We start from the raw sequence: 14,346 nt of genomic DNA, 5'->3' as shown, positions 1-14,346 counted from the left end.
CGTCGCGTCTGAGGCTTGGACGTCCCGCCTCACGCCGTGCGGGCGGCCTCGACCAGAAACCCGTGGACGTAGGTCGCGAACGAGCGCCAGCATTCGACCCGGTAGAGCGGCTCGGCCGTCGGCCGCAGCAGCACGATCTCGGCCTTGCCCAGCAGAGTGCGCGTCGCCGAGCCCGCCGGGAAGGCGGCGTCGGAGAGGTCGAGCGGGCAGCCGGCGTTGAGGGCGGACGCGGCGTCCGGTCCCGCGATCTCGACCGCGACGTTGCGGTGGGAGACGTCGACGACGGAGCGGAACCGGTCCCCGAGCGCCGCGGCGATCTCGCCCTCCAGCGTCTCCAGCTCGGCTTCGCCCGCGCCCAGCAGCCACTCGTCGGGGCCGAGCCGCGCGCTGAAGCGCTCGCCCTCGGCGGACATGCGGTTGATCGCGAGCCCGAGGCCGAGAGAGCTCAGGCCCTCGGCCCCTCGAACGCGCAGCGACAGGCGGACGCCGGCCGGCGCCGGCGCCACGCGCGCGCGGTCGTTGGAGGTGGGCGCGGCGCCCAGCGGGCGGTCGCGGCGGGCGACAAGGCTCCGGTCAAGCATGGATGCGCCCTCCCTCGGAGTCGAAGAACACCGGATCGCACACGGTCGCCGCCGCGAAGCCGGCCGGCGTGGTGACGTGCAGCGTCCGGCCCATGAGCGCGCGGCCGTCGGCGACGAGCGCGAGCGCGATCGAGCGGCCGCAGTTGGCGCTGAAGTAGCTCGATGTGACGTGGCCGAGCATCGTCATCGGGATCGGCTCGCCCGGGTCCGCCACGATCTGCGCTCCCTCGTCCAGCACCAGCGCGGCGGTCTCGGTCGCGAGGCCGACAAGCTGCTTGCGGCCGGCGGCGACCACGTCGGGCCGGGCGAGCGAACGCTTGCCGACGAAGTCCTTCTTGGCCTTGGCGATCATCCCGGCGAGTCCGACGTCGTCGGGCGTCACCGTGCCGTCGGTCTCCTGGCCGACGATGATGTAGCCCTTCTCGGCGCGCAGCACGTGCATCGCCTCGGTGCCGTAGGGCGTGATTCCGTAGGGCTCGCCGGCCGCGAACACCGCCTCCCACACCGCGCGGCCGTAGTCCGCCGGCACGTTGATTTCGAACCCGAGGTCGCCGGTGAAGGACACGCGGAACAGCCGGCAGGGCGCGCCGCAGATCGCGCCCTCGCGCACAGACATGTGCGGGAACGCCTCGTTCGAGAGGTCGATCCCGGAGACCAGCGGTGCGATCACGTCGCGCGCCCTCGGCCCCTGCACCGCGATCACCGCCCACTGTTCGGTGGTGGAGGTGAGGAAGACGTCGAGATCCGGCCACTCGGTCTGGAGGTAGTCCTCCATGTGGTTCATCACGCGCGGCGCGCCGCCGGTGGTGGTCGTCACGTGGAAGCGGTCCTCGGCCATCCTTGCGACGACGCCGTCGTCCAGGATGTAGCCGTCCTCCTTCAGCATCAGCCCGTAGCGGCAGCGGCCGACGCCGAGCTTGGTCCAGGGGTTCACATACATCCGGTTCATGAACTCGGCGGCGTCGGGGCCGACGACCTCGATCTTGCCGAGCGTCGAGGCGTCGAAGATCCCGACGCCCTCGCGCACCGCCCGGCATTCGCGGTCGACCGCGGCGTGCATGTCCTCGCCGGGACGGGCGAAATGCCAGGCGCGCCGCCACAGCGCGACGTTCTCGAACGCCGCGCCATGCTCCGCCGCCCACTCGTGGATCGGCGTGGTGCGGATCGGATCGAACAGCGCGTCGCGCGCCGGGCCGACCAGCGCGCCGAAGGTTACGGGCGTGTAAGGCGGGCGGAAGGTGGTGGTGCCGATCGCGGGCAGCGGCCGGCCGAGCGCCTTCGACACGATGCCGAGGGCGTTCATGTTCGACGTCTTGCCCTGGTCGGTCGCCATGCCCGTCGTGGTGTAGCGCTTGACGTGCTCGATCGACTCAAAGCCCTCGCGCATCGCGAGCTTCAGGTCCTTCGCGGTCACGTCGTTCTGGAAGTCGACGAAGGCGCGCACCTTCGCCGGGTTCGCGTCGGTCGGCAGGTCGCGGACGGGGGTGAAGCCGGTCGGCGTCTGGCTCGCCGCGAAGGCGCGTCCGCCGGCGACGCCGGCCGCCGCCGCGCCCGCGGCGTAGCCGCTGGTGAGGCAGGTCGCGAGGTCGTAGAGGCCCGCCGCCGCGCCAACGGAGCGCTCGGCCTGCGCCGAGACGCCGGGCAGGAAGGCGTCACGGCCCTCGTCGTAGGCGAGCTTGCCGCGGGACTGGGAGAACAGGTGGACGGCGGGCGTCCAGCCGCCCGACATGCCGACGCAGTCGCAGGCGATGACGCGGCGGTCGCCCACGGTTCCGTTCGCGCAGGGCGCGACCACGAGGCCAGCGACGCGTTTGCGGCCCTTGGTCTCGATCACGGTCTGGCCGGTCAGCACCTCGACGCCCTTCAGGCGCAGATCGGCGGCCTCCGGGCCGCAGTCGCGCTCCGGCCGCAGGTCGACCATCACGACCTCGAGCCCCGCCGCCTTGGCGTCGGCGGCCGCCGCGTAGGCCGAGGCGCCGCTGGTGACGAACACGATGCGGCGGCCGGGCGCGACGCCGTAGCGGTTGATGAACACGCGCACGCTCTCGGCCAGCATCACGCCCGGCCGATCGTTGTCGGCGAAGACGAGCGGACGCTCGTGGGAGCCGGTGGCGAGCACCACCTCGCCGGCGCGCACCTGCCACAGGCGCTCCCGCGGCGCGCCCTTGGCCGGGGTCTCGCGGTGGTCGGTGACGCGCTCCGTCAGGGCCACGTGGTTGTGATTGTAATAGCCGAACGCCGTCGTGCGCGGCAGCAACGTGACGGTCTCGTATCCGTCGAGCTCTTCGATCGCCGCGATGCGCCAGGCCTCGGCGCTCTGGCCGTCGATCGTCGCCGTCGTGTCGTGCAGCAGCGAGCCGCCGAACTCCGGCTGCTCGTCGGCGAGGATGACGCGCTTGCCCGATTTCGCCGCCGCGAGCGCCGCCGCAAGGCCTGCAGGACCCGCGCCGACGATCAGCACGTCGCAGTGGGCGTGCCGGTTGGCGTAAGCGTCCGGATCGGCGACCTGTGGCGCGACGCCGAGGCCCGCGGCGGCCCGGATCACCGGCTCGTAGACCTTGTCCCAGAACGATCGCGGCCACATGAAGGTCTTGTAGTAGAAGCCCGCCACGAACACCGACGACAGCAGGTCGTTGACCGCCCCGACGTCGAAGGCGAGCGAGGGCCAGCGGTTCTGCGAGGAGGTCGTCAGACCGTTGCGGGCCTCGACAACGGTCGCGCGGTTGTTCGGGTCGATCTTGCCCGGGCCGCGGTCGACCTGAAGCAGCGCGCTCGGCTCGTCGGAGCCATGGGTCAGGATTCCGCGCGGCCGGTGGTACTTGAACGAGCGGCCGACGAGATGGACGCCGTTCGCGAGCAGCGCCGAGGCGACGGTGTCGCCGGCGAAGCCCTCGATGGTCCGGCCGTCGAAGCTGAAGCGGATCGGCGTCGCGCGGTCGACGCGGCCGCCCTGGGGCAAACGGTGCGGCTGAGCCATCACGCCCTCGCGTCGTCGATGGGGTGGGAAGGCTGCTCGCCGGCCTTGTAGGTCTCGACGAAGCGGTCGGTGTAGGTGTCGCGCACGGCGTTGAACCAGCGCCCGCAGCCGTGGGCGTGGATCCAGCGCTCCGCGTGCAGGCCGCGCGGGTTGGAGCGCACGAACAGGTGCTCGGCCCAGGCGCCGTCGTCGAGCGCGGAGGGGTCCGTCGGCCGCGCGATGTGCGCCTCGCCGCCGCAGCGGAACTCGGTCTCGGGCCGCGTCCCGCAGAAGGGACAGTCGATCAGCAGCATGGTTCGATCCCCCTCAGTGCGCCACGGCGGCGGCGGCGGCTTCGTCGATCAGGCGGCCGGTGCGGAAGCGGTCGAGCGTGAAGGGCGCGTTGATCGGGTGCGGCTCTCCCGTCGCCAGCGTGTGGGCGAAGACATGACCGGAGCCGGGCGTGGCCTTGAAGCCGCCGGTGCCCCATCCACAGTTTACGAACAGGTTGTCCACAGGCGTCCGGCCGATGATCGGCGAGCGGTCCGGCGTCACGTCCACGATGCCGCCCCAGGAGCGCAGCATCCGCATCCGCGTGAACTGCGGGAAGATTTCGCAGATCGCGTCCAGCGTATGGTTGGTGATGTGGAGGCCGCCCTGCTGGCTGTAGGAGGTGTATTGGTCGGTGCCGGCGCCGATGACCAGCTCACCCTTGTCGGACTGCGAGATGTAGGCGTGCACCGCGTTCGACATCACGACGCAGGGGAACACCGGCTTGACCGGCTCCGACACCAGCGCCTGCAGCGGATAGCTCTCGAGCGGCATGCGGACGCCGGCCATGTCCATCACGCGCGAGGTGTTGCCGGCCGCGACCACGCCGACGCGCTTCGCGCCGATGAAGCCGCGGGTAGTCTCGACGCCGATCGCGGCGCCGCCGGCGTCGCGGCGGACTCCGGTCACTTCGCAGTTCTGCAGGATGTCGACCCCGCGGGCGTCGGCGCCGCGGGCGTAGCCCCAGGCCACGGCGTCGTGGCGGGCGGTGCCGGCCCGGCGCTGCAGCGCGCCGCCGAGCACGGGGTAGCGCGCCTCGCGGGAGATGTTCAGCGGCGGGCAGAACGCCTTGCACTCCTCCGCCGACAGCCACTCGTTGTCGATGCCGTTGAGGCGGTTGGCGTAGACGTGGCGCTTGAAGCTCTGGATGTCGTGGATGTTGTGCGCGAGCATCAGAACGCCGCGCTGCGAGAACATCACGTTGTAGTTCAGCTCCTGGGACAGGCCCTCCCAGAGCTTCAGCGCGTGCTCGTAGAGATGCGCGCTCTCGTCGTAGAGGTAGTTCGAGCGGATGATCGTGGTGTTGCGGCCGGTGTTGCCGCCGCCGATCCAGCCCTTCTCGACCACGGCGACGTTGGTGATCCCGTGGACCGTCGCGAGATAGTAGGCGGTGGCGAGGCCGTGGCCGCCGCCGCCGACGATGACCACGTCGTAGGACGGCTTCGGCTCCGGCGCGCGCCACTGGCGGCCCCAGCCCTGATGGCCGCCGACAGCTTCCGACAGAAGGGATGCAAGTGAGAAACGGCGCATCGATCCACCTCGCGTGACGGGGAGGATCGTGCCGCCGGCGTCCCTCGCGGGCTTGCCCGCAGGCGACCGCGATTTCAGCTTTTGCGACGGGCGTCCGGGAAAGCGCCGAGCGCCGCCGGGGAGGGACCGCGGCGCCTTGTTCGAACGGCTCCAATCTTGCATTGACGCGGATCACCGCGGGGTGAAAATCACCCGAGGCCAGGAGCGCCGAATGGGTTCGCACGTGACGCCGCAGAGCTTCGCAAGCGATGGGCCGCGCAAGGTCGGCTTCCTGCTGGTCGAGCGGTTCTCGATGATCGCCTTCGCGGCCGCCATCGAGCCGCTGCGGCTCGCGAACCGCGAAGCCGGGCGCAACCTCTACGCGCTCGCGCTCTATTCCGACGCCGGCCTCTCCTGCGCCGCCTCGAACGGCGTGGCGGTGGCGGTCGACGGCCGCTTCGCCGACGCGCCGGACCTCGACATGGCCTTCGTCTGCGGCGGCGTCGACGTGGAGAAGGCGGACCACGCCGCGCTCACCGTGCTGCTGCGGCGCCTCGCCTCGCGCCGGAAGACGCTGGGCGCGCTCTGCACCGGCCCGTATGTGCTGGCGCGCGCCGGCCTGCTCGACGGCTACCGGGCCACCATCCACTGGGAAAACCTCGCGAGCCTCGCGGCCCAGCATCCGGAGATGGAGCTGGAATCCGAGCTCTACGAGATCGACCGCGACCGGCTGACCTGCGCCGGCGGCTTCGCGGCGGCCGACATGATGCTGGCGGTGATCGCCCGCGACCACGGCCACGCGCTCGCCTCCGAGGTGGCGCAGCAGCTGCTGCACCACCGCATCCGGGACGCCGGCGAGGGCCAGCGCATGGACCTGCGGATGCGGCTCGGGGTGGCGCACCCCAAGCTGCTGAAGGTCGTGCAGCTGATGGAGGAGCGCATCGAGGACCCGCTGTCGAGCCAGGAGCTCGCGGACGCCGTGCACCTTTCGACCCGGCAGCTCGAGCGGCTGTTCTTCAAGTACCTCGGCCAGTCGCCGGCCAAGCGCTACCTCAAGATCCGACTGGAGCGCGCGCGCACGCTGATCCGCCAGACCTCGATGCCGATCCTGTCGATTGCGCTCGAATGCGGCTTCTCCTCGGCTTCGCACTTCTCCCGCGCCTATTTCGAGGGCTTCGGCCGCCCGCCGAGCGCGGAACGCAAAGCCCCGGTTCCGCAGGCGGCCGCGCGCGCCGCGGAGTGAGCGCGCGGCCTGAGCAGCGTCAGCCCTTCAGCGCCTGGGCGACGCTGTCTGCAAGCGGCGTCGACGCACGGCCGATCAGCCGGCGGAGATCGTCGCCGGAACCGTCGAGCGCGCCCTTCGCCGCGGCGGCGTCGCTGTCGGCCAGCAGGCGCGCGACCGGCTCGGGGAGCCCGGCCTGCAGCAGCGCCGCGGCGTAGTCCGCCTCGCTCAGGTCGCGGTAGGGGATCGTCCGTCCGGTCTGGCGGCTGAGTTCGGCGGCGAAGTCCGCCAGCGTCCAGCTCGGCGCGCCGGCGAGGTCCCAGACCGCGCCGGCCTGGTCGTCCCGCGTCAGCACGGCGGCCGCGGCCTCCGCGTAATCCGCGCGGGCGGCGCCGGCGATGCGACCCTCGCCGGCCGCGCCGAAGACGGCGCCGTGCGCCAGCGCCGCCGGGACGCTCGCGAGATGATTCTCGGCGTACCAGCCGTTGCGGAGGAGGGCGTGGGCGAGGCCGGAGGCGCCGAGCGCCGCCTCGGTCCGGCGGTGCTCCTCGGCGAGGCCGAGCTGTGACGTGGGCGCGCGCAACACGCTGGTGTAGGCGACGAAGCCGACGCCGGCCGCGCGGGCGGCGTCGATCGCGGCCTGATGCTGGGCGATGCGTCGGCCGATCTCGCTCGACGAGATCAGCAGCAGCTTTTCGACGCCCGCGAAGGCCGCGGCGAGGGTTTCGAGGCGGTCGTAGTCGGCCTCGCGCACGACGACGCCCCGAGCGGCCAGATCCGCGGCCTTGGACGGCGTCCGCACGGCGGCGACGATGCGGTCGGGCGCGATGGTCCTGGTCAGAGCGTCGATGACGAGGCGGCCGAGCTGGCCGGTGGCTCCGGTGATGGCGAACATGGCGGGTCCTTCCGTGGTGCGCCGTTGCGCTCGCTTAGATACGCCACTAGATTACTTTTCGTAAGTACGCACACAAAGGTAAGCGTCATGACGACGGATCCCCTGACCACAGGCGCGCTGCTTGAGGAGCGCATGGCGCGCGGCGACGTGTTTTCCGTGCGCTGCCCGTCGCGCGAGATCATGCAGCACGTGACGAGCCGCTGGGGCGTGCTGGCGCTGGTGGCGCTCCGGTCCGGAACGCTGCGCTTCAGCGCTTTGCGCCGCCGGGTGAACGGCGTCAGCGAGCGCATGCTCGCGCAGACGCTGAAGGCGCTGGAGGAGGACGGGCTGGTGGAGCGGCGCGCCCTGCCGGTGGTGCCGCCGCACGTGGAGTACAGCCTGACGCCGCTCGGGGGCGGGGCCGCCGAGAAGGTCAACGCGCTCGCGGACTGGATCGAGACCAACCTGTCGGAGATTCTCGTCCAGCGCGCGGGCCGCTGAACCGGCGCTCCGCAGTCAGGCCGCCCGCTGCGCCGGACGCTTCGCGGGCGCGTCGCCGGCGACGAAGTACGGCGCGTCGCTGCGGGCGAGCGGCGTCCGGCCGCGGATCCGGTCGGCGATCTTCTCCGCCATCATGATCGTGGTGGCGTTGAGATTGCCGGTGATGATCAGCGGCATGATCGAGGCGTCGACCACCCGCAGGCCCTCGATCCCGTGCACCCGGCCCTGGCCGTCCACCACCGCCGTCTCGTCCTCGCCCATCTTGCAGGAGCAGGAGGGGTGGTAGGCGGTCTCGGCGTGCTCGCGCACGAAGGCGTCGAGGTCGGCGTCGCTCTGGCGCTGGTCGCCCGGGCTGATCTCGCGGCCGCGGTAGGGGTCGAGCGCCGGCTGGCGCATGATCTCACGGGTGAGGCGGATCGCGTCCCGGAACTCCCGCCAGTCCTGGTCGTGGCTCATGTAGTTGAACAGGATCGAGGGGTGCTCGCGCGGGTCCATGGATTTGAGCGCGATCCGGCCGCGGCTGGGCGAGCGCATGGAGCCCACATGGGCCTGAAATCCGTGGCCCTCGAAGGCGTTGGTGCCGTTGTAGGAGATCGCGACCGGCAGGAAGTGGAACTGGATGTTCGGCCAGGCGAACTCCGAGCTCGAGCGGATGAAGCCGCCGGCCTCGAACTGGTTCGAGGCGCCAAGTCCTTTGCCGGCGAACAGCCATTCCGCGCCGATCTTCGGCTGGTTCCACCACTTCAGCGCCGGCGCCAGCGACACCGGCTTCACGCACTCGTACTGCAGGTACATCTCGAGGTGGTCCTGCAGGTTCCGGCCCACGCCCGGCAGGTCCTGCACGACCGGCGCGCCGACCTCGCGCAGCAGCGCCGCGGGGCCGACGCCGGAGCGCTGCAGGATCTGCGGCGAGGCGATGGCGCCTGCCGACAGCAGCACCTCGCGGCGGGCGTGCGCGACGATCGCGTCGTCGTTCGCGCCCACGAGATAGGACACGCCGACCGCGCGGCGGCCTGAAAACAGGATGCGGTCCGTGGTGGCGTGGGTGACGATGGTGAGGTTCGGCCGGCCTTTGGCCTGGTCGAGATAGCCGCGCGCGGTGGAGGAGCGACGGCCCTTCGGGGTCACCGTCCGGTCCATCGGGCCGAAGCCCTCCTGCTGGAAGCCGTTGAGGTCGTCGGTGCGGGGGTAGCCCGCCTGCACGCCGGCGGCGACCATCGCTTCGAACAGCGGGTTCACGCCGGGCTTCGAGGTCGTCACCGACACCGGGCCCTCGCCGCCGTGATAGGCGTTCGGCCCGACGTCGCGGGTCTCGGACTTGCGGAAATAGGGCAGGCAGTCGGCGTAGGTCCAGTCGCCCAGGCCGGGCGCCTGCGCCCAGCCGTCGAAGTCCATGGCGTTGCCGCGGATGTAGCACATGCCGTTGATCAGCGAGGAGCCGCCCAGCCCCTTGCCGCGGCCGCACTCCATGCGGCGGCCGTTCATGTGGGGCTCGGGATCGGTGAGGTAGGCCCAGTTGTAGCGCCGGCCCTGGAGCGGAAAGGCGAGCGCCGCGGGCATCTGGGTGCGGAAGTCGAGCCGGTAGTCCGGCCCGCCCGCCTCCAGCAGCAGCACGGTGACGTCCGCATCCTCGGTCAGGCGCGTCGCCAGCACGTTGCCTGCGGAGCCGGCGCCGATGACGATGTAGTCGAACTCGCGCTTGGGTGTCTGGGCCATGGGTACAGTCGCGGTTTCTGCGCCGTCTCCCGATGCTTCGAGGCGCCGCCTTTGGCGGCTCCTCGGCATGAGGAGGGTTGGCGCGACTTCATTCTCTCAACGCTCCTCACGCTGAGGAGCGAACCGAAGGGTCGCGTCTCGAAGCGCGCAGGGAGCGACGCGTCAGAACACGGCGGCGAACGCCCCGAGCTCGACCTGGATCGACTTGCACTGCGTGTAGCGCTCCAGCGTCTCGACGCCGTTCTCGCGCCCGACGCCGGATTGCTTGTAGCCGCCGACCGGCATCTCGGCCGGCGACTCGCCCCAGGTGTTGATCCAGCAGATGCCGGCCTCGAGCCGATGGATGACGCGATGCGCGCGGGCGAGGTCGCGGGTGACGACGCCGGCCGCGAGGCCGTAAGGACTGGCGTTGGCGCGGGCGACGGCCTCGTCCTCGGTCTCGTAAGCCAGCAGGCTCATCACCGGCCCGAAGATCTCGTCGCGCACGATGTCCATCTCGTCGGCGCAGTCGGCGAAGATCGTCGGCTCGACATAGGCGCCGTTCGCGAAGGCCGCGCCCTCCGGCGCTCCGCCTCCGGTCAGCAGGCGCGCGCCGGCGCCCCTGCCGCGCGCCATGTAGTCCAGCACCTTGTCGCGGTGCGCGAAGCTGACGAGCGGCCCGAAGTTGGTCGCGCGGTCGAGCGGGTCGCCGATGCGGATGCGCTTCGCGCGCTCGACCACCTTCGCCTCGAACGCCGCCATCAGGGGCCGGGCCACGAAGACGCGGGTGCCGTTGGTGCAGACCTGGCCGGTGGAGAAGAAGTTCGCGGCCATGGCGATGTCGGCGGCGCGGTCGAGGTCGGCGTCGTCGAGCACGATCAGCGGCGACTTGCCGCCGAGCTCCATGGTGACGTCCTTGAGCGTCGAGGCGGAGGCCGAGGCCATCACCTTCTTGCCTGTGGCCGTGCCGCCGGTGAACGACACCTTGGCGATCCCCGGATGCTCGGTCAGCGCCGCGCCGACGGCGGCGCCCGCGCCGTTCAGCACGTTGAAGCAGCCGGCGGGGAGCCCCGCCTCCGCATAGATTTCGGCGAGCTTCAGCGCGGTGAGGGGCGTCACCTCGCTCGGCTTGAAGATCATGGCGTTGCCGGCGGCGAGCGCCGGCGCCGACTTCCAGAGCGCGATCTGGATCGGGTAGTTCCAGGCGCCGATGCCGGCGACGACCCCGAGCGGCTCCCGGCGGGTGTAGACGAAGGAGGTCTCCCGCAGCGGGATCTGGCGACCTTCGAGCGCGGGCGCGAGGCCGGCGTAGTATTCGAGCACGTCCGCGCCGGTGACGACGTCGACGGCGAGCGTCTCCGACAGCGGCTTGCCGGTGTCGAGAGTTTCGAGCTCGGCCAGCTCGTCGTTGCGCTCCCGGAGCAGCGCGACCGCGCGGCGGAGCACCCGCGAACGCTCCATCGCCGTCATCGCCGCCCAGATCGTCTGGCCCGCGGCCGCGGCCTCCACGGCGCGGTCGACGTCCGCGGCGGAGGCTTGCTGGACGAGCGCCAGCACCTCGCCGGTCGCAGGGTTCACCGTCTCGAAGGTCTCGGCGCCGGCGGCGTCCACGTAGGCGCCGCCGATGTGGAGCCGCTGCAGGCCGAAGCGCGGGGCGAGGCCGGTCGCGGACGCGGCGCGGGCGGCGGCGGTCATCGCAGCAGGCCCCGGTAGATGTCCTCGTGGTCGCACAGTCCGGCGAGGCGGCCGAGCTGGTCGACGAGCGCGATCGGGTAGTTCGACTGACGGCGCACGTCGATCGCGGTCTTCAGCGGCAGCTCGGCGGGCGCGACCACGACGTCGCCCTTCCGGGTGACGGCGCCGGAGACGTCGACCGCCCCGATCGTCCGGACCTGGCCGTTGATCATCAGCGTCAGCGGCTTGCCTTCGCTGCAGAGCGTCAGCGCGACGGCGCCGCCGTCGCCGTCCATCATCACGGCGCCGGCCTCGCGGGAGAGCTTGGCGGTCGGCGTCATCACGGCGTCGGCGCACAGCACATCGAGCGGGTTCATGCGCTTCACGAACTCGGCCACATAGGCGTCGGCCGGGCGCAGCATGATGTCGGCCGGCGCGCCGAACTGCACGACGCGGCCGCCTTCCATGATGGCGATGCGGTTGCCGATCTTCAGCGCCTCCGACAGGTCGTGGCTGACGAAGATGATGGTCTTGTGCAGCTTCTCCTGCAGCGCGAGCAGGTCGTCCTGCAGCTTGTCGCGGATCAGCGGGTCGAGCGCGGAGAAGGGCTCGTCCATCAGCAGGATGTCGGCGTCGGTGGCGAAGGCGCGGGCGAGGCCGACGCGCTGCTGCATGCCGCCGGAGAGCTCCTGCACCTGCTTGTCGGCCCAGTTCGACAGGCCCACCATCTCGAGCTTCTCGTCGACGATGGCGCGCCGCTCCGCCGCGCCCATGCCGCGGATCTCCAGGCCGAAGCCGACGTTGTCACGCACGCTGCGCCACGGCAGCAGGCCGAACTGCTGGAACACCATGGAGACGGTCTTGAGGCGGATGTCGCGCAGGGTCTTGGCCCCGCAGGTCGCGACGTCGACGAGGGCGCCCTCGTGGCACACCATCACCTCGCCGCGCGCTGTTGTGTTGAGCCCGTTCACGGCGCGCAGAACGGTCGACTTGCCGGAGCCGGAAAGGCCCATCAGCACGCAGATTTCGCCGTTGCGGATGTCGAGGTCGACCTTGTAGGCGCCGAGGATCGCGCCGGTCCTGTCGCGGATCTCGTCGCGGTTCGCGCCCTGGTCGGCAAGGGCGAGCGCCTCCTTCGTCCGGCCGAAGATGATCGCGAGGTCGCGCAGTTCGACGGCGTTGTCGGCGCGGCTCGGCTTCGAAGCGGGCACGGCCGCGGCGACGCCCGGTTCGGCGATCACGGTCATGCCGACCTCCTCTTGGCGCGGCGCTCCGGCCGCTTGCACACGCGATCGAGGATGATCGCGAGGATGACGATGGCGATGCCGGCCTCGAAGCCCATGGAGATGTTGACCGAGTTTAGCGCCCGCACGACCGGCTTGCCGAGCCCGTCGGCGCCGACGAGGGCGGCGATCACCACCATGGAGAGGCTGAGCATGATGCATTGGGTGACGCCGGCGAGGATCGTCGGCATGGCGTGCGGCAGCTCCACCTTGAACAGCAGCTGGCGCTTGGTGGCGCCATAGGCCAGCGCCGCCTCCCGCAGGGCCTCCGGCACAGTCGAGATGCCGAGCTGGGTGAGGCGGATCGGGGCGGGCAGGGCGAAGATCACCGTCGAGATCACGCCCGGCACCGTGCCGAGGCCGAACAGCACCAGCGTCGGGATCAGGTACACGAAGGTCGGGATGGTCTGCATCAGGTCGAGCACCGGGCGGATCGCCTGATAGAGCCAGGGCCGGTGCGCGGCGGCGATGCCGACGGGGACGCCGATCACGATGCAGGTCGCCGTCGCCCAGATCACCAGGGAGAGCGTCTGCATCGTCGCCTCCCAGTAGCCGAGGTTGATCACAAGCAGCAGCGACAGGACGATGAAGGCGACGAGGCCGATCGAGCGGTGCAGCGCATAGGCCCCGATCGCGAAGGCCGCGACGAGGATCAGCGCGGGGATCCACAGCAGGAGGTCGGTGAGCCCGTCGACGAGCGCCGAGAGCGCGATCGCGATGAAGTCGAAGAACGCCTGACCGTGGTCGGTCAGCCACTCGATCGCCGTCGCGAGCACGGGTCCGAGCGGGATCTTGTGGGTGGTCAGCCAGTCGGTCATGCGCAGTCCTCATCTCGAGGCGAAGCGATGTCTGTGACGTTGAGGCCTCCGCGGGCGGAGGCGGCTCGGGGCGGCGGGCGGCGATCAGGCGCGCCGCCCGCCGCGAACGGTCAGTTCAGTCCAAGGCTCTTCCGCACCGCCGGCAGGGCCGGCTGCCCGTCGAGCGTGGTCACGCCGTCGAGCCAGCCTTTCCAGGCGTCGGGCTCGGCCTTCAGCCAGGCCTCGGCGGCCTTGGCCCCCTCCATGCCGTCGAACAGGATCGAGCCCATGACCTTGTTCTCGGTGTCGAGCGTGAAGGTCAGCTTGTTGAAGAAGGCCCCGAGGTTCGGGCATTCGCCGGCGTAGCCTGCGCGCAGGTTGGTGTAGATCTCGGCGCCGCCGAGGTTCGGGCCGAACACGTCGTCGCCGCCCTCGAGATACTTGATCGAATACTTGGTGTTCATCGGGTGCGGCTCCCAGCCGAGGAACACGATGGCCTCCTTGCGGCGCTGGGCGCGGTCGAGCTGGGCCAGCATGCCCTGTTCGCTCGACTCGACCAGATCGAAGTCCTTGAGGCCGAACTTGCCGTCCTTGATCATGCCGAGGATCAGCCGGTTGCCGTCGTTGCCGGGCTCGATGCCGTAGATCTTGTCGTGCAGGTCGTCCTTGAACTTCTCGATGTCGGCGAAGGTCTTGAGACCCTTGTCGTAGAGATAGGTCGGGACCGCCAGCGTGTACTTCGCGCCGGTCAGGTTCGGGCCGATCACGTCGACCTGCTTGGCCTCGACGTAGGGCTTCCGGTCGGCCTCCATCGTCGGCATCCAGTTGCCGAGAAAGACGTCGATGTCCTTGGACTTCAGCGAGGCGTAGGTGACCGGCACCGACAGCACCTGGGTCTTGGTCTGGTAGCCGAGACCTTCGAGAATGCGCGAGGCGATGGCGGTGGTGGAGGTGATGTCGGTCCAGCCGACGTCGGCGAACCGGACGGTCTTGCAGGCGGCCGGCTCGGCCGCCAGGGCGGGCCCTCCGCCGAGGAGTCCGGCTGCGCAGATCGCGGACAGGAGCATGCGGAGACGCATCACGGAGACCCTCCAGGTGAACGGGGCTTCAACTTGCGTGCCTGACTCATTAGAACGCATTGAATGATCGTTCAACAGCAAAAAGTAAGCTGTTGCGGTGCAAAAACAGTCATGGCGTTGAATT

Annotated in this window: 12 protein-coding genes; 2 read left to right on the top strand and 10 right to left on the bottom strand. The window is 70.6% G+C overall.

All coding sequences use genetic code 11. The features are described 5' to 3' along the window. Positions 1 to 29 precede the first annotated feature (29 nt). Genes JOD31_RS18805 through JOD31_RS18790 form a run of 4 tightly spaced genes read right to left on the bottom strand, consistent with a single transcriptional unit; the run spans position 30 to position 5,118 of the window. A complete protein-coding gene (locus JOD31_RS18805) occupies positions 30 to 581 on the bottom strand; it encodes a sarcosine oxidase subunit gamma (protein ID WP_204951966.1) in 552 nt (183 codons plus the stop codon). Beyond that, positions 574 to 3,558 (bottom strand): sarcosine oxidase subunit alpha family protein, encoded by a 2,985-nt coding sequence (locus JOD31_RS18800; protein ID WP_204951965.1) that lies wholly within the window; start codon positions 3,556 to 3,558, stop codon positions 574 to 576. The genes JOD31_RS18805 and JOD31_RS18800 overlap by 8 nt, the downstream gene beginning before the upstream one ends. Further along, complete coding sequence (locus JOD31_RS18795; RefSeq protein WP_204951964.1) at positions 3,558 to 3,851, bottom strand: sarcosine oxidase subunit delta; 294 nt, start codon at positions 3,849 to 3,851, stop codon at positions 3,558 to 3,560. The genes JOD31_RS18800 and JOD31_RS18795 overlap by 1 nt, the downstream gene beginning before the upstream one ends. A gap of 13 nt (positions 3,852 to 3,864) precedes the next feature. Next, entirely contained in the window at positions 3,865 to 5,118 is a 1,254-nt protein-coding gene (locus JOD31_RS18790; RefSeq protein WP_204951963.1) for a sarcosine oxidase subunit beta family protein, read from the bottom strand. Between the two features lie 211 nt (positions 5,119 to 5,329). Here JOD31_RS18790 and JOD31_RS18785 point away from each other — a divergent pair, with 211 nt between their 5' ends. Further along, positions 5,330 to 6,340: a GlxA family transcriptional regulator gene (locus JOD31_RS18785; protein WP_204951962.1), complete on the top strand. Its 1,011-nt coding sequence runs from the start codon at positions 5,330 to 5,332 to the stop codon at positions 6,338 to 6,340. A gap of 19 nt (positions 6,341 to 6,359) precedes the next feature. Here the strand turns inward: JOD31_RS18785 and JOD31_RS18780 are convergent, their stop codons facing one another. Continuing rightward, entirely contained in the window at positions 6,360 to 7,214 is an 855-nt protein-coding gene (locus JOD31_RS18780) for an NAD(P)H-binding protein (protein ID WP_204951961.1), read from the bottom strand. 87 nt (positions 7,215 to 7,301) lie between these two features. Here JOD31_RS18780 and JOD31_RS18775 point away from each other — a divergent pair, with 87 nt between their 5' ends. Continuing rightward, entirely contained in the window at positions 7,302 to 7,694 is a 393-nt protein-coding gene (locus tag JOD31_RS18775; RefSeq protein WP_204951960.1) for a winged helix-turn-helix transcriptional regulator, read from the top strand. 15 nt (positions 7,695 to 7,709) lie between these two features. Here JOD31_RS18775 and betA read toward each other — a convergent pair whose 3' ends face one another. From betA to JOD31_RS18750, 5 genes are all read right to left on the bottom strand, one after another. Continuing rightward, positions 7,710 to 9,410: a choline dehydrogenase gene (gene betA / locus JOD31_RS18770; protein WP_204951959.1), complete on the bottom strand. Its 1,701-nt coding sequence runs from the start codon at positions 9,408 to 9,410 to the stop codon at positions 7,710 to 7,712. Positions 9,411 to 9,572: 162 nt separating this feature from the next. Next, positions 9,573 to 11,084 (bottom strand): betaine-aldehyde dehydrogenase, encoded by a 1,512-nt coding sequence (gene betB, locus JOD31_RS18765; RefSeq protein WP_204951958.1) that lies wholly within the window; start codon positions 11,082 to 11,084, stop codon positions 9,573 to 9,575. Continuing rightward, complete coding sequence (choV, locus tag JOD31_RS18760; protein ID WP_204951957.1) at positions 11,081 to 12,310, bottom strand: choline ABC transporter ATP-binding protein; 1,230 nt, start codon at positions 12,308 to 12,310, stop codon at positions 11,081 to 11,083. The genes betB and choV overlap by 4 nt, the downstream gene beginning before the upstream one ends. Next, positions 12,307 to 13,164, bottom strand: coding sequence for a choline ABC transporter permease subunit (gene choW / locus JOD31_RS18755; protein ID WP_204951956.1), 858 nt, complete (start codon positions 13,162 to 13,164; stop codon positions 12,307 to 12,309). The genes choV and choW overlap by 4 nt, the downstream gene beginning before the upstream one ends. Positions 13,165 to 13,274: 110 nt before the next feature. Next, entirely contained in the window at positions 13,275 to 14,222 is a 948-nt protein-coding gene (locus tag JOD31_RS18750; protein WP_204951955.1) for a choline ABC transporter substrate-binding protein, read from the bottom strand. Between the last annotated feature and the right edge of the window lie 124 nt (positions 14,223 to 14,346).

Source organism: Methylopila capsulata (assembly GCF_016907975.1).
GTDB classification, from domain to species: Bacteria; Pseudomonadota; Alphaproteobacteria; order Rhizobiales; family Methylopilaceae; genus Methylopila; species Methylopila capsulata.
Note: the sequence above shows the minus strand (reverse complement) of the source record. Positions and strands in the feature narration are given on the sequence as shown.

What these genes read in the sequence shown, in the direction of transcription:
- JOD31_RS18775 (WP_204951960.1), top strand. Translation starts at nt 7,302, where the DNA reads ATGACGACGGATCCCCTGACCACAGGCGCGCTGCTTGAGGAGCGCATG.
- JOD31_RS18785 (WP_204951962.1), top strand. Translation starts at nt 5,330, where the DNA reads ATGGGTTCGCACGTGACGCCGCAGAGCTTCGCAAGCGATGGGCCGCGC.
- JOD31_RS18750 (WP_204951955.1), bottom strand. Translation starts at nt 14,222, where the DNA reads ATGCGTCTCCGCATGCTCCTGTCCGCGATCTGCGCAGCCGGACTCCTC.
- JOD31_RS18780 (WP_204951961.1), bottom strand. Translation starts at nt 7,214, where the DNA reads ATGTTCGCCATCACCGGAGCCACCGGCCAGCTCGGCCGCCTCGTCATC.
- choV (WP_204951957.1), bottom strand. Translation starts at nt 12,310, where the DNA reads ATGACCGTGATCGCCGAACCGGGCGTCGCCGCGGCCGTGCCCGCTTCG.
- betA (WP_204951959.1), bottom strand. Translation starts at nt 9,410, where the DNA reads ATGGCCCAGACACCCAAGCGCGAGTTCGACTACATCGTCATCGGCGCC.
- betB (WP_204951958.1), bottom strand. Translation starts at nt 11,084, where the DNA reads ATGACCGCCGCCGCCCGCGCCGCGTCCGCGACCGGCCTCGCCCCGCGC.
- JOD31_RS18805 (WP_204951966.1), bottom strand. Translation starts at nt 581, where the DNA reads ATGCTTGACCGGAGCCTTGTCGCCCGCCGCGACCGCCCGCTGGGCGCC.
- choW (WP_204951956.1), bottom strand. Translation starts at nt 13,164, where the DNA reads ATGACCGACTGGCTGACCACCCACAAGATCCCGCTCGGACCCGTGCTC.
- JOD31_RS18795 (WP_204951964.1), bottom strand. Translation starts at nt 3,851, where the DNA reads ATGCTGCTGATCGACTGTCCCTTCTGCGGGACGCGGCCCGAGACCGAG.
- JOD31_RS18790 (WP_204951963.1), bottom strand. Translation starts at nt 5,118, where the DNA reads ATGCGCCGTTTCTCACTTGCATCCCTTCTGTCGGAAGCTGTCGGCGGC.
- JOD31_RS18800 (WP_204951965.1), bottom strand. Translation starts at nt 3,558, where the DNA reads ATGGCTCAGCCGCACCGTTTGCCCCAGGGCGGCCGCGTCGACCGCGCG.